25 protein-coding genes and 1 tRNA gene are annotated in these 26,099 nt (G+C 37.0%); 19 read left to right on the plus strand and 7 right to left on the minus strand.

What is annotated here, in order from left to right; genetic code table 11:
* Positions 1-49 precede the first annotated feature (49 nt).
* The 17 genes from H8R22_RS01380 (at position 50) to H8R22_RS01460 (ending at position 16,873) form a co-directional block, all read left to right on the plus strand.
* Positions 50-592 (plus strand): hypothetical protein, encoded by a 543-nt coding sequence (locus H8R22_RS01380; RefSeq protein WP_187009307.1) that lies wholly within the window; start codon positions 50-52, stop codon positions 590-592.
* Positions 589-3,732, plus strand: coding sequence for a hypothetical protein (locus tag H8R22_RS01385; RefSeq protein WP_187009618.1), 3,144 nt, complete (start codon positions 589-591; stop codon positions 3,730-3,732). The genes H8R22_RS01380 and H8R22_RS01385 overlap by 4 nt, the downstream gene beginning before the upstream one ends.
* An 11-nt stretch (positions 3,733-3,743) precedes the next feature.
* The gene (locus H8R22_RS01390) at positions 3,744-4,133 is read left to right on the plus strand and encodes a hypothetical protein (protein WP_187009306.1); all 390 of its coding nucleotides are present in this window, start codon (positions 3,744-3,746) and stop codon (positions 4,131-4,133) included.
* The gene (locus tag H8R22_RS01395) at positions 4,133-4,510 is read left to right on the plus strand and encodes a hypothetical protein (protein ID WP_187009305.1); all 378 of its coding nucleotides are present in this window, start codon (positions 4,133-4,135) and stop codon (positions 4,508-4,510) included. The genes H8R22_RS01390 and H8R22_RS01395 overlap by 1 nt, the downstream gene beginning before the upstream one ends.
* A gap of 10 nt (positions 4,511-4,520) precedes the next feature.
* Complete coding sequence (locus tag H8R22_RS01400; RefSeq protein WP_187009304.1) at positions 4,521-4,964, plus strand: phage holin family protein; 444 nt, start codon at positions 4,521-4,523, stop codon at positions 4,962-4,964.
* A 2-nt stretch (positions 4,965-4,966) separates the two neighbouring features.
* Positions 4,967-5,494 carry a TIGR02594 family protein gene (locus H8R22_RS01405; protein WP_187009303.1) on the plus strand — a complete coding sequence of 176 codons (528 nt, stop codon included), beginning with the start codon at positions 4,967-4,969 and terminating at the stop codon, positions 5,492-5,494.
* Positions 5,494-6,054, plus strand: coding sequence for a hypothetical protein (locus tag H8R22_RS01410; protein ID WP_187009302.1), 561 nt, complete (start codon positions 5,494-5,496; stop codon positions 6,052-6,054). The genes H8R22_RS01405 and H8R22_RS01410 overlap by 1 nt, the downstream gene beginning before the upstream one ends.
* A complete protein-coding gene (locus tag H8R22_RS01415; protein ID WP_187009301.1) occupies positions 6,051-6,230 on the plus strand; it encodes a hypothetical protein in 180 nt (59 codons plus the stop codon). Before H8R22_RS01410 ends, H8R22_RS01415 begins: the two co-directional genes overlap by 4 nt.
* Positions 6,220-7,059 (plus strand): hypothetical protein, encoded by an 840-nt coding sequence (locus H8R22_RS01420; protein WP_187009300.1) that lies wholly within the window; start codon positions 6,220-6,222, stop codon positions 7,057-7,059. Before H8R22_RS01415 ends, H8R22_RS01420 begins: the two co-directional genes overlap by 11 nt.
* Before the next feature lie 2 nt (positions 7,060-7,061).
* The gene (locus tag H8R22_RS01425; protein WP_187009299.1) at positions 7,062-7,574 is read left to right on the plus strand and encodes a hypothetical protein; all 513 of its coding nucleotides are present in this window, start codon (positions 7,062-7,064) and stop codon (positions 7,572-7,574) included.
* Between the two features lie 144 nt (positions 7,575-7,718).
* Positions 7,719-7,856 carry a hypothetical protein gene (locus tag H8R22_RS01430; RefSeq protein WP_187009298.1) on the plus strand — a complete coding sequence of 46 codons (138 nt, stop codon included), beginning with the start codon at positions 7,719-7,721 and terminating at the stop codon, positions 7,854-7,856.
* Between the two features lie 81 nt (positions 7,857-7,937).
* Positions 7,938-8,429 (plus strand): SHOCT domain-containing protein, encoded by a 492-nt coding sequence (locus tag H8R22_RS01435; protein WP_187009297.1) that lies wholly within the window; start codon positions 7,938-7,940, stop codon positions 8,427-8,429.
* A gap of 222 nt (positions 8,430-8,651) precedes the next feature.
* On the plus strand, positions 8,652-8,906 hold the full coding sequence (locus H8R22_RS01440) for a hypothetical protein (RefSeq protein ID WP_187009296.1): 255 nt from the start codon (positions 8,652-8,654) through the stop codon (positions 8,904-8,906).
* 171 nt (positions 8,907-9,077) lie between these two features.
* On the plus strand, positions 9,078-9,581 hold the full coding sequence (locus H8R22_RS01445; protein ID WP_187009295.1) for a hypothetical protein: 504 nt from the start codon (positions 9,078-9,080) through the stop codon (positions 9,579-9,581).
* Positions 9,581-12,994: a phage tail tape measure protein gene (locus tag H8R22_RS01450; protein ID WP_187009294.1), complete on the plus strand. Its 3,414-nt coding sequence runs from the start codon at positions 9,581-9,583 to the stop codon at positions 12,992-12,994. Before H8R22_RS01445 ends, H8R22_RS01450 begins: the two co-directional genes overlap by 1 nt.
* Positions 12,995-12,996: 2 nt before the next feature.
* Positions 12,997-14,982 (plus strand): hypothetical protein, encoded by a 1,986-nt coding sequence (locus tag H8R22_RS01455; RefSeq protein ID WP_187009293.1) that lies wholly within the window; start codon positions 12,997-12,999, stop codon positions 14,980-14,982.
* A complete protein-coding gene (locus tag H8R22_RS01460; RefSeq protein ID WP_187009292.1) occupies positions 14,960-16,873 on the plus strand; it encodes a hypothetical protein in 1,914 nt (637 codons plus the stop codon). Before H8R22_RS01455 ends, H8R22_RS01460 begins: the two co-directional genes overlap by 23 nt.
* A 33-nt stretch (positions 16,874-16,906) precedes the next feature.
* On the opposite strand, the gene H8R22_RS01465 is transcribed toward H8R22_RS01460, so the two are convergent.
* The 7 genes from H8R22_RS01465 to H8R22_RS01495 all read right to left on the minus strand — a co-directional run bounded on the left by H8R22_RS01465 (position 16,907) and on the right by H8R22_RS01495 (position 22,937).
* Positions 16,907-18,085 carry a tyrosine-type recombinase/integrase gene (locus H8R22_RS01465; protein WP_187009291.1) on the minus strand — a complete coding sequence of 393 codons (1,179 nt, stop codon included), beginning with the start codon at positions 18,083-18,085 and terminating at the stop codon, positions 16,907-16,909.
* Positions 18,086-18,209: 124 nt separating this feature from the next.
* A tRNA-Ser gene (locus H8R22_RS01470) sits at positions 18,210-18,294 on the minus strand.
* A 56-nt stretch (positions 18,295-18,350) separates the two neighbouring features.
* Entirely contained in the window at positions 18,351-19,379 is a 1,029-nt protein-coding gene (locus tag H8R22_RS01475; protein WP_187009290.1) for an asparaginase, read from the minus strand.
* Complete coding sequence (locus H8R22_RS01480; protein WP_187009289.1) at positions 19,363-20,505, minus strand: 1-acyl-sn-glycerol-3-phosphate acyltransferase; 1,143 nt, start codon at positions 20,503-20,505, stop codon at positions 19,363-19,365. The genes H8R22_RS01475 and H8R22_RS01480 overlap by 17 nt, the downstream gene beginning before the upstream one ends.
* A 61-nt stretch (positions 20,506-20,566) precedes the next feature.
* Positions 20,567-21,334, minus strand: a complete 768-nt coding sequence (locus H8R22_RS01485; protein WP_187009288.1) for a TatD family hydrolase — start codon at positions 21,332-21,334, stop codon at positions 20,567-20,569.
* Between the two features lie 290 nt (positions 21,335-21,624).
* The gene (locus H8R22_RS01490; protein WP_187009287.1) at positions 21,625-22,350 is read right to left on the minus strand and encodes a tetratricopeptide repeat protein; all 726 of its coding nucleotides are present in this window, start codon (positions 22,348-22,350) and stop codon (positions 21,625-21,627) included.
* Positions 22,351-22,352: 2 nt separating this feature from the next.
* On the minus strand, positions 22,353-22,937 hold the full coding sequence (locus H8R22_RS01495; RefSeq protein WP_187009286.1) for an RNA polymerase sigma factor: 585 nt from the start codon (positions 22,935-22,937) through the stop codon (positions 22,353-22,355).
* Between the two features lie 435 nt (positions 22,938-23,372).
* Here H8R22_RS01495 and H8R22_RS01500 point away from each other — a divergent pair, with 435 nt between their 5' ends.
* Positions 23,373-25,250, plus strand: a complete 1,878-nt coding sequence (locus tag H8R22_RS01500; RefSeq protein WP_187009285.1) for an OmpA family protein — start codon at positions 23,373-23,375, stop codon at positions 25,248-25,250.
* 198 nt (positions 25,251-25,448) lie between these two features.
* Entirely contained in the window at positions 25,449-26,087 is a 639-nt protein-coding gene (locus H8R22_RS01505) for a hypothetical protein (RefSeq protein ID WP_187009284.1), read from the plus strand.
* Positions 26,088-26,099 lie beyond the last annotated feature (12 nt).

A 26,099-nucleotide genomic window follows, 5' to 3' on the forward strand; every position in this document is an offset into this window, starting at 1 on the left:
CCTTTTTAAAAAGTGATCATCACCCTATTTTTGATAAAAACAAAACAAAATGCAAGTAGTAAAAGTACCCACAGCCAATGGCATCGACGACATCAAACTCATTGGAGAAAATGAATTGGAGCGTCAGTTTATAAAGCAACTAGCCGAGGCAGGTACTTTGTCTTGCATGAGTCGTGAAGTGGCTGATTCAGTTTTGTTTCGACCTATATCAGTTACGCCTGAGTTAAGCTCATACGCTTCTACAAAAAATACAATTGGCAAGTATGATTTCATTGTGAGACAAAACGAGAATCACAATGTTGATTTGACTTTCAATACTGATGCTACTCCGCTAGATCTAACCCAGTACTCCGCAATAAAACTACAAGTAAAACACAGCAAGTCGGCTCCTGCCATTTTCGAATTGTCTATTGGTTCCGGTCTTGTGATATCAGGCGTAGATTCTAATGTGTTGAAGGTTTCCATGACTGCGGCACAAACGAAACTGTTGACTTGCGAAAGCTACTACTATGATGTGCTGACGGCTACGCCAACATCTAACGTCTATCACCTAGAAGGAAAAATCACAATAAAAAACACTGGAACACGATGAGCGAAATAAACATAAATGTAGATTCAGAGGATGTTCCTAACGTAATTATCACAGTTGATGAGAACTCAGCGCAGGCGGCCAAAGATGCTGCAGCTGCGGCTCAAGATGCTTTGGAAGAAATAAGGAATACTGATTTTAGCGGCAAACTCGACAAAGGCACCTACACCGGCGATGCAGGATTAATTGACAACAGAATCAAACAACTAGAAGACACTCAAATTTTCCAAAACAGATTTGTAGGCAAGTCCTATGCAATATGGTCAGGAACAGGATTGACTTATGATGTGTATTTTACAGATTATTATATCAACAACGTGCTATATCCAGGAGGATATGCCGAGCGTACACTTGCGGCTTCTGATCCAACTAATCCTCGTTTTGATTTAATCAAGGCCGATGCTACAGGAATAACTATTGGCGTAGGTACACCAAGTGAAAACCCTGAAATTCCTTCCATAGATCCAACTACCGAATTAGCTATTAGTCCAGTACTTGTAGGCGCGGGCGCAACCGTTCCCGTAGGAGTAGCTGTTGAAGACGTGTACAAAGAAAATGCCGAATGGACCACCGCTTCTAATAACGGAACCGTAAACTTCAATGCTACTGCTGTTCCGTTTCAAGGGACGAAACATGTAGATTGTGGTGCCTTTAGCAACAATCAATATTTGAGATTTACTGATAATGTAACCAATCAAACACCAGACTTTTCGATACTAAAGTTTTACGTAAACTTGAAAGCCGCTTTTTCTAACAATACAAAAATAGCGGTTCGTTTTTACAATGGAACGACACTCATTAGCTCTACCGTATCGATCAACAACGGCTTGTATAATTTTGATAGAACTAGCATCAATACTTATCAAACAATCATTATCCCTTTATCTGATTTTACTTTTACAAGCTCGACATTTAATAGAATCGAAATAGTAACAGTGGGTTCTAATGGCTCAGGTTTTAGACTAGATAATATCGCGCTATCACAAGGAGCTTTGAACAATTACAACGCAGGTACAATTCCAAGTCTTCAAGATGTTACTGATGTAAACGCAAGAACGACAAATCCAATTAGCATTAGAAGTCTAGATGGGCAAAATGGAATTTCCATTCACAGTTTTGCGCTTAGTTTCTGGAAATGGGTAGGTGGCGTTTCGATATACACCAATATCCTTACGGATTATTTAACACAGACCTATGAGATACAGCTGCCTAATAAAACAGGCGGTGGCTATCAAACAATGGCGATGATGTCTGATGTGGATCTAAAACTAGACGCCTCCGCTTACAACGATAGATTTAAGGGAAAGTTTTTGACTGAAGCAGCTATGAGAGCCGCGCATCCTATGGCAACTGTGGGTGACGAGGCACAAGTAAACGAGGTGGGCTCGGAAACAGTTAAGAACTTTTCATGGGATGATGAATTAGTAGACTGGGTTCAAAGTGGATCAGGTGGCTCAGGTGCAACCAATACCGATGCGCTTCCCGAAGGCTCAACAAATTTCTATTACACAGCAGCACGCTTTATCGCTGATTTGACTTACGCAAGAGTTATAGCAGCTTTGGGATTCACGCCATCAACGGCACCCAATAACGCCCAGAAAAACAGCGACATCACCAAAGCCGAAATTGAAGCTAAACTAACTGGTGAGATTACAACGCATACGCATCCAGCTTCTGGCGGCGGTGGTGATATGACCACTACTACTGATCAAGAGGTTTCAGGAGTAAAAACGTTTTTATCTGGAAAATTAGGTTTTAGAAACGTGGCTAATACGTTTACTTCATTTTTTACTAATGCAAATACAGCTGCAAGGACTTACACGTTACAAAACAAATCTGGAACTTTAGCAGATACTACTGATGTGGCTGCTAAAATGGATATACCTACAGGCGGTATTGCTAATTATTTGCCTAAATTTTTAACCGCGACTACGCAAGGAAAATCTAAACTGATAGAAATTGGAAGTTTTTTAGGATTAGATACAGTTTTAAATCCGACTAAATCTATAACTCTAAGCTCTAAGGCAGACCAAAGTATAGGTGTAGAAAGCGTTACAAATGTTGAAAATGGTAAAAGTTTAACAATAGAAGCTGCGAAAGCCTTAAATTATATTCCTAATACTGAGTTTTTAGAAACAGGTACAACTTTTAGTGGCTCAAATGGTCTTGTAGATATATGTACTATGATAAATGGTAATGTATATGCCTCTATATATAATTCAGGAATTTACTGTAGTACAGATAATGGTGAGAATTTTTCACTAATAACAGGTACAGATATTTATCCAATAACTTCTGCTTCTAATCTAGCAGGAGATGTATATGCGTTTAGACAAAGTCCAAATGGTACTGTTTGGAAAAGAACAGGCGGCACTGGTGGTTTTGCTTCAATTGGCAGCCATTCTTTTGGTTCTATAACTAGAGCTTGTCAATCACCAAATGGGGATATTTATTTCAGAAATACTGCAAATGAAGTATTGTATTGTCCAAATGGGTCTACTCCTGTTAGTGGAACAAGTAATTTAGGAACTTTAGGAGCTTTAGATATAGCAACAAATTCTTTAGGTGATGTTTTTTTTATTACAGCTAATGCTTTATGGAAAAGAACAGGTGGAGTAGGTAGTTTTGTAAATCAAAATCTTGTAGGTTCTTATACATTTATTGGAATAGTAATTAAACCTAATGATGACATTATTTTGTTTTCAACAACTACTTCTTATTTAGTAGATACAGGTACAAGTACACTAAGCGTTTATCAAGCCTCTATTCCATATTTCCAAAACGGGATAACGGCTTTATTAAATGGAGCTATTTTAGCTCTTAGTAATTCAAATCCAATGAAACTTTATAAACAAAGTGCTTCATCAGTTGGTACACCAGATTTAAACGGTGGAATTTTAAAACTTAAATCAGGAACGGGTAAAGGAACAGGAGCTTCTAAAGTTCAAATCGTTACAGGTCAAAAAACCACTTCTGGAACTGATATGCAAGTTGAAACTGTTCGAGCTGAATTTGATGAAAATGGAAGATTTATTTTGTTTTCATCAGAAGTTTATGCTGATAATGCTGCTGCTGTAACAGCAGGGTTAGTTGTAGGAACATTATACAGAGATTCTTCAGGAAATTTAAAAATAGTTTACTAAAAATAGAAATTATGATACAAACTAAAACAGCCATTACTTATGGCGATAGAAGCGAAAAAACAGGAATTATAAAAGTAGAAGTTAGGCCGCTGGAAACTTCTACTGAGGGAACAAGATTTTTAGTAATCGATTGGGATATTTCAAACCCATCAACTGATCCTGTTCATTCAAAAGAAGTTTTCTGGACTAATCAGGAAATTGATGCTATGGATTCTTATTTAGAACAAAACAATGATTTTTCTAGTTTGAGTAAATCACAAAAAGAATTAAAAAAAATACAGTTGGCTTTATATTTTGACACTGTTTTTAATTTGCTGCAAAGCGGTAGAACAATTTACCGCCTTACTCCTGATGATTGGGAATTGACACCTGATACGGTGATTGAAATACCAACAGAATAATGGGATTGCTGTTAATCATAATCACATGGATATTAACGCCGGTATTAGAAATTGGTAATTTCTTAACCACGATAGTTTTAAGTGTTACAAAGTTTCAGTTTTGGAAAACCGTAAATGGTTATTTCAAGTCGGGAGCAATTGACAGAGATCGTTTTGGCAATCACAATTATAGATCAGGATTGAATTTTTGGTTTAGTACGGGCGGCTATGAATTTGGGAACAACAAAGAAACGATGTCTAGTGTTTTTGGTAAAAAAGCATTAGAAGATTCATTGAATAAGTGGGGTTGGTTTTGGTATTATTTGCTTTACGCCATCGACTATTCTAACTGGAAAAAAGGAGGGCATTGCTTCGCTTCGATTAATAATAACATTTAAAAAATAACGCATGAAAACATACTTAATCTACATTTTAACGGCAACCTGTTTGTTTTTTGCTCCTATTGCGGGTTTAATGATTGCGGTAGGCGCGGCAATTGTTTTAGATACTTTTTTTGGGATATATCGATCGGTTAAAGTAAAAGGTTGGCGATTTGTCACCAGTCGTAGATTGAGCGAAATAATATCTAAAATGCTATTGTATCAAATGTGTATTATTTGTCTTTATGTGATTGATTTTTTTATCCTTTCAGAGTTTTTCCAAAAATGGTTCTCCGTTTCTTTTTTCGCTACTAAGATGTGTGCAATTCTATTGATATTCATCGAGGGAGTTTCGATAAAAGAAAACTTTGAAAAAGCCACCGGACTTGATGTTTGGTCATTAATAAAAAAAGCATTAGGGAGAGCTAATGAAATAAAAGATAGTGTAACAGATTTTAAAAAAATAGAGTGATTATGAACTACGATTATTTAAAAAAAGTAACAGCACCACAAATCTTAGTCCAAGCTATAAAACTGATCGGTACCAAAGAAATTGTGGGGAAAGTGCATTCAAAAGTCATTTTAGGATGGGCTAAAGAATTAGGTATCGACAAAACCTACACGAATGATGAAATTGCCTGGTGCGGTTTATTTGTCGCTTATGTGTGTCATAAAGCAGGCTTAGAACTTCCCTTTACACCATTGGCGAGTTTGTGGGCGTTAAACTGGAATAAGTTTGGCACCAAGCAGTCTAAAGCCATGTTAGGTGATGTTTTAACCTTTAAGAGAAACGGCGGTGGCCATGTGGGAATTTACGTGGGTGAAGATGAAACTTGCTATCATGTCCTTGGAGGCAATCAATCTAATATGGTAAACATTACTAGAATCGAGAAATCAAGATGCGCGGGAATTAGAAGAACGCCTTGGAAAATAGCGCAGCCATCAAGTGTGCGGGCTATTGCTTTAAATGCAAATGGGTTTATTTCTAAAAACGAAGCCTAATGAAAAATCAAAAAATCAACCACGTCTTATTCTGGATCATCGTATTTACTTTAACTTTTGTCTTGAATTCTTGCGGTGCTAGAAAAGCAGAGAAAACGAGATCCACTGAGGAAACAAAAAACGAAACCACAACAGCTGCTATCCTGGAGAAAAAAGAAGAGTCGGCCGTGAAAGTCGAGGAAAAAACCACCGTGATTGAAAAAGACAATAGCAAAGTTGTCGAAACTTCATACAGGCCAATCGACCCAACCAAAGAAGCCACGATCACAACACCTGAAGGGAAGAAACACACTTTACACAATGCCGAGGTAGTCATAAAAGAAACGACTCAAGACAAAGAAAGAAAAACAGATACTTCCATAGATTCTGAAACCACTAATAAATCAGAACTCAAAGAAGAGTCAGAGTCAAACAACAAAGCCGCTGCTAAAAAAGCCAGCGAAGTAATTGTTATCGATAAAAAAGCATGGAGTCCGGTTCATTTGCTTTGGTTGTTGATTCCTGTTTTAATTGTGGTTTTTCTTTTTAATAAATATAAATCTAAAATCTGGTGGGTATGATCGCTGAAAAACTTAGAATACTCAAACTAAAAAAGGCTCGCATCTGGTCAGAAATAGAATCACTTGCTGAAGTAAATGATTCTTTGTTTTTGGCTTTTGGGAAAACCCAAGCCGAAATCATGAAGCTTGAGAAACAATTGACTAACGAAACTAAAAATATTTTTGATGAGAATTGATTTTAAAATAGCGCAACACTGGAACGATCTCACCGAATGGCAAATTAGAGCCATTGGCCGTTTTATGTTTACTTCCAGAAATGAGCAAACAGAAACCAAGTTGTTCAGGCAAGTGGTTTTGTCAATTCTAATTGTGCCAAAACCGACAATCAAAAACATCATTAAATCGGTGGTGTTGTTGTCGCAAGTGCCATTTTCAGAACTGGAGCAATACACCGCTTTTGTCTTTGACCAGAAAGAACTACTCACCCGTTTTCCTAACCAAATAAAAATTGGGCGTTGGCCGTTCCGTAAAACGGTTTATGGTCCTGCGCCACGATTGGCTAATACGACTATTGAAGAACTCTCCTACGCTGATACTTTTTATTACAAATGGATGACAGAGAATGATGTCAATGATTTGCACCGCTTGACTGCTATTTTATACCGACCAACGCATTGGAATGTACGCCCTTCTTTAGAAGACAAGCGCATTCCTTTTTCTAGTTTAACCCTGGAGAGCAATTCCCGCATTACAGATGCAATCCCATTGCCGGTGAAGTTTATGATTGCACACGCTTTTTATGGCTGTCGCCAAAACTTCATTAACCGCCATCCTAACGTTTTCCCTCAAAAGAAAGTCGTGGAAGGCGAAGAAGAAGCCCCACCAAAAAAGCCAAAACCATACCAACCCTTCTCTAGAATCATCGATTCCTTTGCGATGGATGAAGTGCAAGTTTTTGGCAACCACCAGCAAGTCGAGAAAGTATTTGCGCCCAAGTTTCTCTCTATATATGAGGAAAGCATCAAGCGAGAAAAAGAAAAAGAACGTCAACGAAACACTAAATAACCATGTCAAGAGTATTATCATTCCAGAAAGTAGATGACTATTTCAGAGAATTAGCTACTAAGCACGTAGATATCAAGGATTATTGCGGCACATCTGCAGAGGAATTGGCTTCAAAGATTGAATCAGTAGAAGGACTGCAAACGCCCTTATTAGTGTTTTACGACTATTACGGGAAATTAGAAGGCGGTGTACAGCGCACTTTCAACAATAGATCATTGGCTTTCTCTATTTTATACACCGGTGTAAAAGCCGATGATTTCCCAGCGCAAAGAACCGCCGTCAATAATGCGGAGGAAATAGGACTCGAAGTCTTGTCCAGGATTAATGTACAATCAAAGATGCCGGGCATTGGCTGGCTCTACAACAACTTCGATAAAAACACTGCCACATGGGATGAAGTCATTGCTGAAGGGGCTGATGGTTTTTACGGCATGGAATTCCACTTTGATTTAAAAACACTCGAGCCACTGGTGGTAACACCTGAAAAATGGAGCGATGGGGATATATTTTGTTAAAATGAGGTTTCCCGTAAAGAAAAAATAGTTAGTAGTTTCTATTTTTACAGGTTGACCAATTAACACTAAAAAATTATGAATGAAGAATTGAAACGCGTAATCCAACCAATTGTGGAATGCGAATTGAGCCTAAGTGACCAAAAAATGGCCTTACACAGAATGTTTACTTTGGCTGTTGCCAATGCACCAGAGAATGAAACGGATAATTACACCGCCAAAACCCTTTCACCCGCCTACTTAGCTTTATGCGAATTGTTGAAAAACGTTCGCGAAATTCAGTAAATAATTAAATCCAAATACAAATCCTACATTCGTGTAGGATTTTTTTGTATACTTTTACTACTCACTTAAATTTAAAAAATCATGAAGAAAATTACACTATTACTGCTTTTCGTCTCTTCATTTGTCAATGCACAGCAACGGGTGTCTGAATACAAAGCTTCAAACGGAGTCACCTACAAAGAAGGAGATACCATACAACTGGGAAGAGGCTCAGGTTTACAAGGAACATTTGTATATCTAAAAATAGCAGGCTGGATGGCCGGAAGCACCACTCAAATTGGATCTGCTTATGGAGGTTTGAATGTTGAAATAAAAAAGATAAAAAAAGCCACTTTCAAAGGCGGGGACAAAGTGTTTTTTGTAGTGGGTGGCGGGAATATCACAAACTATTCCTTAGAAATTGAAGAAGCCATTGCCACTTGCGAGGTAAAAGAATGTACGGCGTCACAAACAACAGTCGTTTCCAAATCGGATAAATACGACCAGCTTAAAAAGCTAAAGGATTTACTTGCAGATGGTACGATTTCTCAAGAAGAGTTTGATTCTGAAAAAAAGAAGCTTTTGAATGAATAAACCAGAACAGCTATTTTTTTGTGTGAAAAAAGTACCAATAAAAATCCTATATTTGCCCTGACCAATCATTTTAAAAGCGAAGAGTGCTCCTTGTTAAGATTCTTAACACGGGAGTTCTCAGGTTTCGGGTAGCGGGAAAAAAAACCGTCCGACTTCATTCTTCGTGATGATTGGTCAAGCCGTAAAGGGGGCTCCCCTGTTCTGGATCTAACACCAATTATTATGGAAATCTTTATTTTAAATTACAAAGACGAAGTTAAAAGACTCATTTCAGAAAACTACGAGCCAGCGGATTCGTTGTCTAAAGAATTCAAAAAAACAACTCAAGCGCTTACTTATGAGTTCATGAATGTTATTCCTAACAATGCAATAGATGAACATCTTGTTTATGAGGCCCTAAGAGAATTGGGTTTTGAACCAAAAGAGGAAAAACCACTAGTTTATTTCTGGTACTTTAAACGAAAAAATAATATATAGTATCCTGCAAATGACTTAGAGTCTATAATTTGGCAAGTAGGGAAACCTTCTGAAAAACAACGTTAAAGTAAGAAGGTTTCGACGGCTGATTTAAAAATAAACAAAACTAAACTCATAAAACCACTCCTAACCGAGTGGTTTTTTTATGTCCTTTTCTCACTGCTTAAAAACTTGGAAATTGCTTCAAAATTCAAGGATATGGAGAATGTGAATATTGAAGCCGAGGAAAGAAAAGCTGGAAGGATTGCCGCAGCCGCACTCAAGGCATCGTTAATTAATCAAATAAAAAACACATTCAACCGCCGCACTGGTGCATTAGAGAAATCTACGGTTCTGGCTAGGTACAAGAGTGCTCGTTTAGATCGATTGGTGCTTAATTCCCCGCGCTATTCTTTTCAAACTCATTTTGGCTCTTCGCTTCCAGGTACTCAAAAAGCTACAGCAAGAAAAGCAACTTCTGTAAAATCATTTCAACGTCATCTAGAAGGTAAGGTTTCGCAGGTACAAGCACACGAACGAAAAGGCGGTCGTGTTAGTGCTATGCGAAAAAATGAGCCATATAGAGCTACTAATCACATTGCGAAAGCATTGAACCAAAGCAACGCATTAGAGAATCTCGCCACGGCATTAGGTAACAACAGAATGGTATTAATCACTTCACAAATCAATTTCTAATGGCAGCAGAAAACATAAATAGGCGGTTAAACATCTATATCAATGACCGTGAAGTAGTCAATTCGATGAGAGGTGTAGGAAGTGAGATGGCTAGAGTTAGAAATCAGATGCGTAATTTGAATGCGGGAGCCGATGATTATAATGAGCAGTTGCAAGAATTGAGGAGTACCTATTCAAGGCTAACACAGGAACAGGCGCGGTTTAGAACAGAAATAGCACAAACGCCAAGTGTCCTTCAAAGGATAAGAGGTGCTTTAGGTCCTGTTGCTTCTGGTATGCTTGCCGCTTTCTCTGTGGGTGCTTTAGCTGCAGGTTTTACAAGAGTTCTTGGAAACGCAAAAAAACTAATTCAAGAGTTTGGTCAATCAGTTGCTGATTTAAGCTCTATTACGGGGGCCACAGGAAAAGACTTAGATTTTTTAAAAAATCAGGCAATAACTTTAGGTAAAGAAACTAAAGGTGGTGCTGTTGCTGTTGTCGAAGCTTACAAATTAATTGCGTCCGCTAAGCCTGAATTGTTAGAAAATATTGATGCGTTAACCCAAATGACTGAGGCGGTCTTAGTACTTTCTCAAGCTTCTGGATTAGAGTTGCCTGCAGCTGCAACAGCATTGACTGATGCAATGAATCAGTTTGGCGCAGATGCAAGTCAAGCTGCAATGTTTGTAGATACGCTGGCTAATGGTGCGAAATACGGGTCGGCAGAAATTCCTCAATTAACAGAGTCTTTATTGAAATTTGGTGCAGTTGCTAAAACTACAAACGTCAATATTCAAGAAAGTACTGCTTTGATAGAAGCACTTGCTGAAAAAGGCTTGAAGGGAGCTGAAGCGGGAACGGCATTGCGTAACGTAATGTTGAAACTTTCGGCACCAGATGCATTGCCAAAAGATGCGCAAGAAATAATGAAGGCTTTAGGTATTAGTTTTGATGAATTAAAAGACAAATCAAAACCATTCGCTGAACGCCTTGAGGTGTTGAAACCAATACTGAATGACAATGCTGCCTTAATTAAGATCTTTGGTCTTGAAAATGCGGTAGCGGCAACTAATTTGTTGACTTCAACTGAGAGAATCAAGGAGTTGACCTCAAAAATGAATGAAAACGGTACTGCAGCAGAACAGGCGAAAATAAGAATGAATACTTTGACCGGTTCGCTTGATAAATTAGAGAGTGCTTGGGGCTCATTTGTTCTTTCTTTGTCGGAAAAAGGAAATGGACTAGGTAATTTATTAGCAGGAATTACAAATGAGCTTTCAGAAACAATTGAAGGTTGGAGAAAGATATTTACATCTAGTGAGAAATTAAAAGAAGAGGAGCTTGCTGAAATAAGGAAAGAAGGTATGAATTCCATTATCAAAAGTTATGGATCAGGGAATAAACTCAATCAAAGTCAATTAGAGATCATCAAAAAGTTAAATAATGAAGAAATTAACACTAATGCTAATAAAGTTAGGGCATTAATTGAGCAAAATAAAATTTTGGCAAGTAATAAACATTGGTTAACTGGAGCTATAAAAACGGAAAACTTCAACCAAATCATAGAAAACAGAAAACTAATAGCTGAAATAAATAAAAACTCAACCAAGTTACTGGGTAAAAACCAAGGGATTTCTTCTTTGATAAAAACAAAAAACACGCCATTAGGTGAAGTTCTTGTAGAAGGCTCTTCGCAAACTACTGGTAATAGTTCAAATGATGAGTCTAAAAATAGACAAAAGGCAATTGAGGATGCAAAAAAACATTCAGAAGATTTAAAAAAGCAATTAGAAGATTCTCAAAAACAATTACTACAGACTTCTCGTGCTTTTCAAGATGCTTCTTTAGGGAGTCAGAAGGAAAACTACGACAAGGAATTGGCGCTTTTAAACGTAGAGTACGACCGAAAAATTGAGGATACAAAAACAAAGGTTTCTCATTTAAAAGAAGAAATTAATAAACTGAATTCTGATCTTCAAGACCCTAAGAATTCTAAATCAGATGTGCAGTTAATAAAGGCAATAATTGCTGCAAAAATTGAAGAGCAAAAACAATACAGTAATACGGTAATTGCAACTGAGCAAACTCGCGGTTTTAAAATAGCAGCGTTACAAGAGAAGTACTTGCAAAAATCCATTAAGGACCAGGAATCAGCAAATGCTCGACTTCTTCAAAATCTACAAACACAGCACAACTTAGAATTAGGCAGTATTACCACGTTAGCTGATGCTAAAGCCATTCTTTCTAATTACTTAGATGAGGAAGAACTTAAAAAAGTGCACAGTCTTTCTGATGCCAAAAAGAAAATTAAGGAACAGTTCCAGAAAGAGGAAATTGAACTCCAACAAAAACACTTAGAAGAACTTGTGGCTCAAATGAGTCGTGTTCTTGGAGAGAAAGATGAATTTGGTATTGAATTAATCTCTCCTGAAGAAAGAGAAATTATTTTGGCTTTTCTTGACGAAGCTGCAGCAAAAATAGCAGCGTTAGGAGTACAAGGTGCAACTGATTCTGAAGACAGCTCCAAAGACATTAAATCATTATCAGGTTTAGATATACTTGGTTTCACTCCTGAGCAGTGGCAAGACACTTTCGATTCCTTTGATACATTCGAAGATAAACTGGCAGCGGTTGGATTTGCTGTTTTAGCACTACAAAACGCTTTTGGCACCTATTTCCAGTTTTTGGAAGCAGGTGAAAAACGCACAATGCAAAAGTTTGAGGCCAATAATCGCAAAAAACAAGCTGACCTTAATGATCAGTTAGAAAAAGGATTCATTACTCAAGAAGTTTACACAGCCAGAAAAGCAAAACTGGAAGCGGAACTGGCTAAGAAAAAAGCCGAGATTGAATACAAGCAAGCCAAGCGTGAAAAATTAATGGGTATTGCTAGTATTATTGGGAATACTGCAATTGGTGTTTCAAAAGCTTTGGCTCAGGGAGGGATGATTTTCGGAATTCCTTTTGCGGGAATAGTTGCTGCACTGGGTGCTGTGCAATTAGGATTAGCACTCGCGCAACCTTTACCGGATAAGAACGGTTTTTACGATGGTGGATTCACAGGAACTGGCGCGCCACGTAGCGAAGCGGGACCGGTGCATTTTAACGAGTATGTTGTTCCTCAAAAAGTATTATTCTCGAATGATCCGGTAGTTCCTCAGATAATGGGCTATCTCGAAGCCAAAAGAACGGGCAAATCACCACTCTCTCAAGATGATCCTGCTAGTACAAATACTTCCAGTAGCAACTCAGGCTCCGGTAGTAACGAGATGGATATAGCTGTTGTAAATGCCTTAAATAGAAACTCTGAAGTGCTCGAAAAATTAGAAGAAGATGGACTTACGGCTTATTTAGTAAACGATATCAAAACGGCTAAGAAAATGAGAGACAAAATCAAAGAAGTGAACAAACTAGAAACTAACGCAAAATTATAATTATGGCAAATTCCTATGTAACCGTTGAATTTATTGCTGTTCCTGATATAAACAATTATATAGGAATCGATGAGTCCGTTTCGGGTTTTGGTTTAAACGAAATATTTAAAACAGATAGAACCACCGCAGGCGAAACTAAAATCCCTGCCCAGGCTGACGATAATAAATATTCAATGACAATCTCAGCTACAGCTGCTGGTGTTTCTGATCATGGCGCAATACATACGCCCATAGGTGGTACATTGACCAGCACGCCGTTGACTTCTTTGCTTGTCGAAGACAATTTAGATGGCACTTATACTTATGAGTTGTGTTCAGAAACATCGGTTGTGATATATGAGATTTCATCAGGAATGAGTGTCGTGTGGTCTGAAGGTTCTTTTGACCAAATAGGAAGCTGTGGCGGTTATGCTGAAACAATCTCGGCTAATTATAAAACAGCTCTTGACTTAGATTTCAATGGTGCAGGGCAATTCACGATCACTAATGTAGATGGTGTCGCTAATAGTGGGCTAGGAACTGTCACTATTACCGCTAATTTTCCAAATGCGGTTTTCTCCCTTCCAGAAACCTTTCCTTTTGCGATCATCACCATTACAAATATCAGCGACATTCCTGATAATACCGTTTCTCCTTTACTATTAGAATTTCAAGTGTTTCCTGATGTTGCTAATGCTCCCGCCAAAGAATTCTCAATTCAAACAGAGGAAGCTTGGAGCATTGCTAATGTATTGCCAGCGTGGCTAGAACTGTCAGCCACTAGCGGAACAGCTGATGCCACAATAACGGCAACTCCTGTAAATTATGAGGCTTTGGCTGCTGGGAACTACACCACCGCTTTGAATGTGGTTGTAGGTGCTGAAACTTTTGTGGTAACCGTAAATTTGGCGGTTTTTAGCTTTGTCAAGAATCCCTTTTCTCCTGGTAAATTGTATTTTACGCAAGAACTGGAATACCTGAATTTTGATACAGCAACAGCGGGAACATTTGTTGCTTTAAATATCCAAATAAAAGTGTTTGCAATCAATACCTATGAGCCTATTATTTATACAAGGCCGTACAATTTTCCGCTATTCAAAGGAAAAGGTGATTTTCATGTGGGTAGCATCGTTCACGAATTATTTGAAGAAATTCAAGAATTGACTGATTTTGTGCCAAATCTAAAAACCAATTACACCAAGCCACAATACCGCCCTGCAGAAATCACTGTTTCTTTCGAAGAAAAAACATTTAATGCTACAGTTCCTGGACTGGTAAGTGGTGAATTGCCCATGTTTAAAATGGCCAAAGGAAACAAACCATTCACGACTGAAAGCCAATTGATATTACTGACCACGGCACAGCAAGAAGTGACCAGAATCACGCCGCAGTCGTTTGTGGGGACTTCCTTTGTTTATTTTGGTAAACCTAGAATTATCGTGAAGCAAAACAACAAAGTTATTGATGATTTCGAAATAACAGAAGCCGACCCAAACAAGGTGATTTTCTCCTATTTCCGTTTTGTCAACAATTTGAAAGCGGGTGATAGTTTAGATTTGATTATCATTAATGGCTTTGAAACAAGATCACAGCGTTTTCTTGTATTTCAAAACGGAATGGAAAGTACCTATTTCTTTTTCGAAAATGACAATCAAATGCTGGAGCCGTATGAATTCTCAGGTCGTAGAAGAATGAACCCGAATTTTAAGCACGTAACGACGAGAAAATTTAAGGATTTATACGCATTTGATTCGAAAGTAAAAACAGAGGTTAGTCAATCATTCATTATCAATACCGGGCAATTAGCCAAAGCTGATTATTTGATGGTTATGGCAATTGTAGCTTCTACCAAAGTATGGTGTTCCTTTGACAATCCCGAAGGTCCTTATTTTAAAGTAGATGCTACTACAACAAAATTAACCACTCAGGACACTTCGTCAAGTGAAGAGGATTTCAATATTGAATTTAACATCTTAGAAAACGCACATGCTAGTATTTATCCACGCTAATTTTAGGTTAGACCTTACCTATCTTCAGGTTACTTTCACGGAACTAAACCAGTGGTTTAAGGATGATTTCTCTACAGAAACTACCATTCCGTTCGACTTGTATTTGGATGCCGATCTGTCAAAAAATAGCGGTTTTCAAGCGCATTATAACGCTCACAAAAACCAGACTATTTTTAGCGGTTATCTTGATAAAGATGGCGAAATCAAAGCAGCCGTATTGCAGTTTCTAAGTAAAAAAGGGAATTTCATTAATGCCATTATCAATGCGGGAACAGATAATTTTCCAAGCTTTGAAAAGAAACTCTCGGAATTGCTGCTGGAGACAAAAACGGTGGCTGATATCCTTGTCGATGCCAATGATGTGATTGCAAAAAGCTACCCAGAAACCAACTATAATTTCCCAATGGTACACACGGATAAGTATGATCCAAGTGGCGATGAGTGGCACGGTTTCGAAAAAACAATAAATAAATATGTCGCGGGACAATTCTTGACAAATGTGTTGGACTTGGAAACTAATATTGATTCCATCAGGAATATTATGCAGCCATTGCCCTACCTGATGCATGTTGTCAATGCGGGAATAGTCGATGCGGGATTCACTTTACAAGGCGATATCTTGACAGATCCTGATTTCAACAAAGCTTTGCTATTTCGTGATGGAGAATATTACGATGCCACGGTCAAAAATGAAACACCAATTGTTTATAAAAACAATGAGTTCGACAATTTAGCTTATCAGGACAACGGCTTTCAGTATGTTACTTTTTCGAAAGAAATCACAGTCGAAAGAAAAGGAGATTATATCTTATTTGGAGACATTACTTCTCTGGTTTACTCGGCGAGAAAAAACCCAGCTTGGAGCCACGACAGATATCGTTGTTCAAATTTGAGTGTACGAATCGAAAAGAAAAGTGCAGGAGTTACCACCCAATTGGCTTTTTTCGAACAATGGAGACAAGGAGCTGGTCAGCAAAATTTGTGGAAAGAAATCAAAGAAAACGCTTATGACATCCCTGTTTCGCTTGCTGTGGGTGATATCATCAAAATCACCAAAACAGAACCAAGACGGGATTTATCTCCATCTCCCACGCCTGATTATCCAGAGGCGATATCTTTGAAGTTGATTCCAGTGCGATATCGCTATGCTGATGGAAGTCCGATCATTTCAGTTTTGAACCTAAAGGAAATCGACTTGACTCGTGTGGTGCCTGAAATGACTTTCAGGGATTTAATTATGATCATAAAAAACTGGAAAAATTACGAGTTCATCCCTGTTGACAATGTCATTTATATGAACAGAATCGAGTCCAGGTTAAATAGAGATTCGGCTGTCAATCTATCAGAGTTTGATGTCGAAGAACCGCAAATCAATTACCACGATGACCGACAGTTTGAATTAGCTTTCACTGATGGAAAAGCATCTGAAACTTACAAGTATGATTCGATACTGGTTTCAGGAGACAATGTGCAGGTCAATAATTACACGATGAAAGATTCAGTGAGTCCCATTAAGATTGATGCGCTGCCGCTTCCTGTGGTGGCCAGAAACGGAATCACCACCGCTTTGAGTTATGAAGATGAAACGACAAAGCTGCGATTGGTTTTTATGCGTCCAATGCCTGCGGGAGGAACTCCAGTGTCGTACTGGAACGAGAATGTTCTTATCCAGAATGTTTATGAAACCGATTTTAAGAATTGGCTGAAATTCAGAATCAATTCTATCGCTTGGAATTGGGACTTTGTTATTTCAGTCGAGAAGTTCAGAGCCATTTCGATTCAAACTCTTGTCTATGCTTATAGTAATTATCACATTTTCACCGAGATTGAAAAGGAGCGATTGAACAGTATGTTCTGGAGAATAACGGCAAAATCAGAAAGCCTATTATAAACGAAAAACCGCTAATCTAGCGGTTTTTTTGTTTTATTCCTCTTTCCCAAAATTAATATCAGCTCCTTGAATTATTGCATCACAACTTGAATTTCTAGGGGTGTACATTTCTGTAATTTTAATATCATAATGTCGCGCCTGGTCTCTTACTTTTATTGCGGCAACTCCGCTGTTTAATAGATCGGTAATTCCAGTGTCTTTGAGTCCGTAAAACTGGTATTTACTTTCTAGATTTAATTCAGTTCTTAATGTTTCCCATGCGCTTGCAATTTTTCTGATCGGCATTTTTTTTGATCCTGGTTTAAAATTGTCGCTTGAAAAAACATAATCAGTGGGGTGGGCATTTCCTATATGATTTTTCAATTGCAATAAAAATTGAGAAGGGATTGTTACGACTTCGTCTTTTTTATTTTTCGAAATCTCTTTTGGTAAAAAGATTGAATTATCATTAAAGTTTATCATCCATACTTTTAGCTTTCCAAGTTCCGTATTTCGAATAAAACAAAAATAAGTCGACATGCAAAGCGTGTGGAATCCGCTGTCGTAGGTGATCAGTTTATTATAGATTGCTTGTTTTATTTCTGTTGGGAATACTTGCCTTTTTTTTACGGGCAATCTCATAGGTTGAATGCCTGCAACTGGGCTTTCATTAAGAACTCCTCTATTTATCAGAAAAGTGCAAAATAATCGCAAGAAGCCCAAATGATTGTTTCGTGTTCTTGGCGAAGAATCTCTTTCGATGTAAATCCAGTCTAAGTAATTGATGCAAAATTTCTTATTCACTTCTAGAGCAAAAACTATTGGGTTTTTCTCTTTTATGAATTGTTGCAGTAAGTTCAAATTAGAATTATAGGTTCTGAGCGTGTCTGGTCTGACAATATCATCCTTTAGTTGCTTTTTGATACTTGTCAAAAATTCCTCAACGCAAGCTTCAAATGTTTTATAGCTTTTTCCTGTTGATTCCAGAAAGGGAGACCAACCGTTGGCCAGTTTTGTGTTGATGCCTAAAACAATCCTTTTGGCGTGCTTTAATCGTTCTGAATTGGAAGCAATAGAAGGAACTCGAAGTCTTATGCGCTCTAGTTTATTTGTCGCTGGATTTTTAGCGTAGTAAACAATCACCCACTCTTTATTTAGTTTGAGCTCTGCTGGTTTATAGTCTACAAATAGTACTGTAGATATATTACTTGTATGTTTTTCGGCATTTTGCATTTTTTTTTATTTTTTAAAAAAAAAGTAAATTTTTTCTAAAAAATAATGTTGACACAAATTTGACACAGGGTTTTTATAAAAAACCTAAAAAACCCTTACATTGCAAGGGTTTTAAAATATTCAGCAGAGAGAAAGGGATTCGAACCCTCGATATGTTGCCATATACACGCTTTCCAAGCGTGCGCCTTCAGCCACTCGGCCACCTCTCTAATTAGGTTTGCAAATAACACTAAAAAAACTGACTTACAAAAGCAATTTCTAATTATTATATCATCTCTCCTCGTAAAGAAGTTTCAAAAATAGTTTTAAAGTCTCCTGCAGCAACGTCTTGTTGCAATAAGTACATCAGCTTAGTAATAGCGGCTTCTGTAGTGATATCTTTCCCTGAAATAACGCCAATCTGTTTCATCGAGGTACTGGTCTCATATTGCCCCATATTGACACTGCCGCCAGAACATTGTGTCACATTTACAATATGCACTCCTCTATCGATTGCTTTAGTTAATAATGAAATAAACCACTCTTCAGTAGGTGCATTTCCAGAGCCATACGTTTCTAAAACCACCCCTTGCAAAGCCGGTATAGCAAGTATTGCATTTACCACCATCTCACTTATTCCTGGGAAAATTTTTATAATAACTACATTCGTATCTAAAACCTTATGCACTATTAACTCACCACGCTTTTTTTGAGGTAAAAATAAGTCGGGCCATTTTTTTAAGTGCACGCCTGACTCTATTAAATGTGGGTAGTTAGGGGATGTAAAAGCCTTAAAATGTTCAGCATTTATTTTAGTGGTTCGGTTGCCTCTGTATAATTTATATTCAAAATAAAGGCAAACCTCACTGATCACAGGTACATTATTTTCCTGCAAAGAGGCAATTTGTATTGCAGTAATTAAGTTTTCTTTTGCGTCTGTGCGTAAATCACCAATAGGTAACTGCGAACCCGTAAAAATCACTGGCTTAGCCAAATTCTCTAACATAAAGCTCATCGCCGATGCAGTGTAAGACATGGTATCAGAACCATGCAGAACTACAAAACCATCAAACTGATCGTAGGTCGATTCGATAACATTGGCTATTTTAGTCCACTCTAACGGATTCATATTCGAAGAATCAATAGGTTCTTCAAACGAAAGAGTTTCTATCTCGCAATCTAATTGCTTGAGCTCCGGAATTTTTTGTAATAACTTATTGAAATTAAATGCTTTTAAAGCACCGGTTTCAAAGTCTTTACTCATTCCGATTGTCCCACCGGTGTACAACAATAAAATCTTAGCCTTTAAGCTCATTGTTATATTTTAATTTATTAACAACTGGATTAGCATACATATCTAATAAACCTTGTAAAGCAACCGGATTTTCGGCATCGATTCTCATATCAAGTCGGCGCTCAAAAAGTGATTTCTCATTTTCGGTATAATATTTAGCGTATGTTTCTGTTTTATATAGAATATCGTAAGCGATATAGTTAGTAGGCCACAATTTATAAGAACTCAGTATCGAGTCATCTATTACTTGTGCTAAAGCTTGAATTTGTTTATTATTATTGTCAAATTCATTTTTAATAGTATCAATCTCTTGATCTAGAACATCGCCTATGTGAATGTGAATGCGCTTCTTTTGACCCATGATTCCACTAAGCAGGGTCATAAAATCCTCATTCTTTTCTTTTACATAAACCTCATTATTAGTCTCCGCTATTAATTGCGGGATCTTTAAAACATCCGTAGGGTCGTATTCATATGAGATAGAAACAGGAACTATTTTTAATTTCTTAAAATAATCCATTAAATTAGCTTCGTCAGAACCCATAGCAAGCATTTTTAAAACACCTGGATTAGTAGCATCATTACCGTCTTTTGTTCTTCCCTCGCGCTGAGCAATCCAAACAGAGCGATTTTCATGCTCAACTAAATAACCAATGTATTCCGCTAAATTCTTTGAACTTTGCAGCATCTCTCTTGGGGACAGCCCACGTTGCACTAAAAAGTTTCGGTTTAATTTCGCTAAAACATTCAAGAAATCCTTTTGAACAAGGTTATCTCCAATGGCAGAGGCAGTCATCACTAAGCCATGCTCAAACAAAGCGACATTTAACAAAGTGGTATCTAATACAATATCGCGATGGTTCGAAACAAAAAGATAAGACGCCCCTTTTTCAAGTTTTTCGAAACCTGAAGTACTTAGACCATCAGAACTTTTTTCTAAAACCTTTTGAATCGTATGATATATAAAATTACATTGAAAGTCGCGAATAGAATGTGTTTTTGAAAGTTGTTCCTTCCAAACGGCATCAGCCACATCAGGAAATGTAAAGCCCATCATTGCCTTCATCATCGGATGGTTTTTTACATTTAAAATGGCATCATTTATTTCAGAATCATAAAATGGCCTGATCGCATCAAATTTTTGCATTATTGGTTATTTTAGGTGACAAATGAACAAAAAAAATATTAAATTATAGGAAATTAAGCCCTTAAATACCAAAAATAGCTTTCGAATTTTCAGTGGTTACTTTCGCGATATCATTTGCCGAAAGCCCATATAAAGTTGCTAACTTTTCTATAATATGTACAAGATAACTACTCTCATTGCGTTTCCCTCTGTAGGGCACTGGCGCTAAATAGGGAGAATCTGTTTCTAGGACAATGTGCTTTAAGTCGATTTGATTTAAAAACTGGTCAACTTTACCATTTTTAAAAGTCACCACTCCTCCTATACCCAGTTTCATATTATAGGAGATAGCTTGTAAAGCCTGTTCGTAAGTTCCTGTGAAACAATGAAAAATACCAAATAAATCATCTGATTTTTCTTGTTCTAGTACTTCAAAAACTTCATCAAAAGCATCACGACAGTGAATCACGATAGGTAACTTGTGTTTTTTTGCCCATTGAATCTGAGTCCTAAAAGCTATTTGTTGTTCCCTTAAAAAAGTTTTATCCCAGAACAAATCGATTCCTATTTCACCTATGGCATAGAAGTTTCTTTTAGCTAATTCCTCTTCCACATGCTGGAGTTCTTGAAGATAATTCTCTTTTACATAAGTAGGATGCAAGCCCATCATTAAAAAAACATTTTCAGGATGTTGTTGCTCTAAATCGTACATGGACGCGGTGTAACTAGAATCTATAGCAGGAATAAAAAACCGTGAAACACCGGCATCAATAGCTCTTTGAATCATTTCGGTACGATCTTCATTAAATTCCTCTGAGTATAAATGGGTATGTGTATCAGTGATTATCATTATTGCTTTTTACTGTTCAATTATAACAGACAAAATTACAATTATTACGCAAAAGATGCACTACAGATGCGATGGCAAAAGCAGATTTTAATTTCAAAGTACCAAATAATAATTACAGCATACAGATTGATCGAATGCAACGGACCTAATCGGATTTATAGTAATAAGCCACAGCTTAAAAGGGTTAGAAAGACTAATTCTATTAATCTCTACAATCCTTTTAAGCTGTGGCAAAAAGAATAAAACTAAAAAAAATTTTTAAACCTTGTTTTGAAGTCCATTAATTACCATCAATCAAAATCATTCAATAATTTTTGAACCTGATCGTAATTCTCATAATCAGCAGGAATGGTCAATAGTATTTCCTTACTGGCTTTATACTCTTTTTGTTTTAATTTTGACAATGCCAGACTCCAAATGGCTTTGTTTTTATAAATTGAATTCCCTGATTTTAATTCGTTAAAAACAACTTCGGCTGCTTTTGTTTTATCTGTTTCTAACAAGGCAACACCATAAAAATACTGCAACTCAGCTGTTTTATTTTCTTTCAAAAGGGCTTCAAAAAGCGGAATTGCTTCTTGATACTTTTTGTCATTAAAAGCGGTTTCTGCCTGTTTCACATTTGATACAGCATCACCTCTCTCTGTGAAATACGCATTTTCGTATTGATTGTAATCGTCAAACGACGGATTTGAATTCGAATTAAAAACAAATACCCCAAACAACAACGCAACTGATGCCGCCGCCATATACATCCAGGGTTTAAACTGCACCACCTTAGCTTTGGGAGCTTGCAACTGCTCTTTAGAAATTGTTTTTAAGTTTGCAACAAAAGCATTTCGCTCGGTTTCTAGCCCAAATTTAAGTTCCAGTTGCTCATTTACTTCCTTAAAAGTTGCAAATGCGGCAGCCATTTCCTGATTTTCGGTCAGTTCTTTTTCGAAATTTATTTTTTCAGCACTCGACAATTCCTCTTGGAGGTATTGATCGAATAGGATATAGTTTTCTTCGTTCATGGCTAGCTAAGTTTTAGAGATTTAAAGCGACTGTTTTCTTGAATCCACTGTGTTAATTGTCCGGTACACAACGATTTTTTCTTGCGCACATATCCATAAGTCACATTGAGTTTCTCGGCCACCTCTTCCATCGACTTGATGGTAAAACTGAGCTTTAGTACTTCTTGGCATTTTTCGCCTAACTTCTGGAACATGGCATCAAACAGCTGTTGCTTCTCTTCAAATAATTCGGTTTCGGCAACCATATCTGCAGTGGGTTCATTAGTAGATGTTTCATTCTCCTTAATTGTTACCCCTTTATTAGATGCTTTTTTTAATTCGTTCAGCCATTTCCTTTTGCACAACAAAAAAAAGTAGGCGTCGAACGGACAGCTCAACTGTAAACTTTTGGCTTTAGCCTGATTAAACAGTACAATCATTACTTCCTGCACCACATCTTGCGCCTGATCTTCATCGCCAGAGTTATTTCTGATATAGGAAACCACTTTGGGAACAAACTTTTTATAGATAGACTGAATGACTGCCGAATCATTATTAGCAAGTCCTTCAATATAGGATTGGTCGGGATGTATAGTTGCATTGGCCATAGCAAAAAATTTATTGGCTAATGTAAAAAAAGAAAATCAAATATTTTTTGATTTCAGGGGTAACAATTTTAAAAGCCTGTTGATATACTACTATAAATCAGATGTATGTTCATTAAAAAACAAAAAACATGGAAAAATAAATCAAAAAAATAGGCTCCCAATTCACTAGACGGATTTGGAAAAACATCACCCGATAAAAAAAACAATAATAAGGGGTAACAATTCAAAACCAAAATTGATATGGCAGTATAAAACAAATACCAATTCATTAAAAAACAAAAAACATGAAAAAGTATATCAAAAAAATCAGACGCTATTTCACTCGGAAAATTTGGAAAATAATCACCCGATAAAAAAATCACGAATAACGGGTAACAATTCAAAACCAAAATTGATATAGCAATATAAAACAACAACCAAATAAAAACGTATACCATGAAAACAAATTTCAAAATTATTTTAGCAATGCTTTTAATTGGAATGGGATTCCAAAATACTAAAGCGCAAGTTTCAAAAGTAGCCGACCAAGCAACTCAAAAAACAGAATGGCAATTTTCTACTAGAGCAGGATATGATTTCCCCTCTTACAAAGAAGACTTCAAATACATTGATTATTCTGGCGGTATTATGGGAGGCGTGTCAGTGAATCACTACTGGAAATGGTTTGGATTGCAAGCCGACTTTGATTACATCAAAAACAGTCCAAAAAGCAACATCAACAATCCGTCTTATGATAATGGAGGAGTAATACCAACTGCAGTTGACTATGATGACCTATCGGTAACCAAGAACGACATTACTAGAATGTTCGCAGGAGCAGGACCATCGTTTAGATACTTAAGCAAAAATAATAAATTTCAAGCCGAAATGTCTTTACTTGCCGGTTTAGGAACGATCGATGGAGGCGAAATCCTAGTCGAAGCAACGAGAAAAAATGGATCAATAGACGTACTAACATACCATTCTGGCTGGGACAAGGAGAATCTATTGGCAGGAAAAGCACAAGCAAGACTTACCTACTTTTTTAACCAACATTGGGGTGTACACGCAGGCGCTTATTATATGCATTACTTTAATGGCGCACAAGAATCAGGCAAAAACGATATTCTAATCAATAAAGGTTATATGACAGCGGGTAGCACATTGCAAGTGTATTATTACGAAGCAGGAACAACAGCAATAGCTGGACAAGCCCAAAATGGTCAAAACAACACAATAAATGCTTTTAACACACAGTCAATTATTCGTAACAACCAAGGAGGAAGTGCTACTTCATTTGATTTAAGACGCAAAATCGATTTATCATCAATAGGTGTGTTTGGAGGATTAACATACCGTTTTGGTCCATCTAAAAAAGCACCAAAAGAAATCGTAGAAGAGGTAAAAACAGCTCCAACAGAAAAAAAATATTGCATTCAAACCACTGCTAAAGACAAGTTTACTGCAGAAATCTTACCCAATACAGATGTATCAATCAAAGATTCAAAAGGAGTAGTAGTCAAAACAGCTAAAACAGATGCCTTTGGAGTAGTACAATTTTGTGATCTTCTACCAGACGATTACACGATCGAAGGTCGATTTAATGATCTTGCTTTAGAAGGTAATTCAACTAAAAAATCCGAGTTTCAAAACAATAAAACCATCTTAAAAGACATACTGTATGCCGATGCAAACTTTATTATAAAAGGAAAAGCAATTGTATGTAATACCTCTATTGCTATAAACGATGTGAGTATTGTCCTTAAAAACAACCAAATGGTTGTACAAAAAACAAGCAGTACGAATGAAAAAGGTGAATTTGTTTTTCAAGCAACCGCAAACACGAACTACAGTATTTATGGTAAAAAAGAAAACTATATGTCGCAAACCATGACCGTTTCGACTAAAGATTATGACCGTACTAAATCACTTTTCATCCAATTAGAAATATGCATGGACGCCGCTGATTGTGGTACAGCAATCGCACTAAAAAACATTCACTATGACCTAGGTAAATACTTCATTAGAGAAGATGCAAAACCAGAATTGAATAGATTAGTACAGTTCATGAATGACAATCCAGGTGTAAAAGTAGAGCTATCGTCTCACACAGATTCTAGAGCTTCAAACGGATACAACCAAATATTATCTCAAAACAGAGCCAATGCAGCGGTAGACTACATCACTTCTCAAGGAATCTCAAGAGCGAGATTAACTGGAAAAGGATACGGAGAATCTAAATTACTAAACCGTTGTACTGATGGAGTTGAGTGTTCAGAAGAGCAACACCAAGCCAACAGAAGAACAGAGGTAAAAGTAATTTGCTCAGAATAAGAAAAAACCAGCAATATAAACCAAATAGCGATGAGTCTTTCATCGCTATTTGTGTTTAAAAAAAGAGCTACATGATCCTATTTTACTGTTTAAAAAAAATAAGTAAAAAATAATGCAATAAATAGGGTAACAAATTACCAACACTATTGATATAACTATATAAATCAAGTTTAACCATTACTTTAAAAATCAGAAATCATGAAAACTCTAAAAAACATTTTCAGTCAATTAAACAAAACTTCAAAAACAGTAGCAACATTAGTAATTACAGCAGTAGTGTTTAGTTGCACTCCACCACCTGTACCAACTCCCTCAACTTGTAGTACAAGTACGTCTGACTTTCAGACGATTTACAACAATGTCCTAACAAGCCTCCCAATGCATGATGACTATGTTACTATGGATTTAACTACACATGAATACACTTTTACAATGCTAACTAACAAAAGCATTTGTAAGATAGGGTATCAGGGAAATACAAATTTATTTGCAGCTAACATTCCGTACACTATCGAAATTTATGATAACACTACAAGCAGCATCGTATACACAGGTAGTCACATTTTTAATTCTGCCTTTACAGACTATGTAACACCTATTGGGGCAACGGTAGTGCTACAAAATACACACTCCTACACCATAAAAAGAATTGTCACTAACTATTTAGGAAATTTGAATAATACCATTGGTAGGATTTGTAGGTACAATACCGGAGGATTGCCTTCTGCTGCAGTAGCAACAGGCGCTTTTATGCAAATTACATCGTCTAATTTTTATGGTACCGGTGGACCAGCACCAAGCTATGGGATACCATACATTGATATTATTTTTCAATAAAAACAATATCGT

Origin of the sequence: Flavobacterium kayseriense (genome assembly GCF_014305095.1) — a bacterium.
In the GTDB taxonomy this organism is placed as follows: Bacteria; Bacteroidota; Bacteroidia; order Flavobacteriales; family Flavobacteriaceae; genus Flavobacterium; species Flavobacterium kayseriense.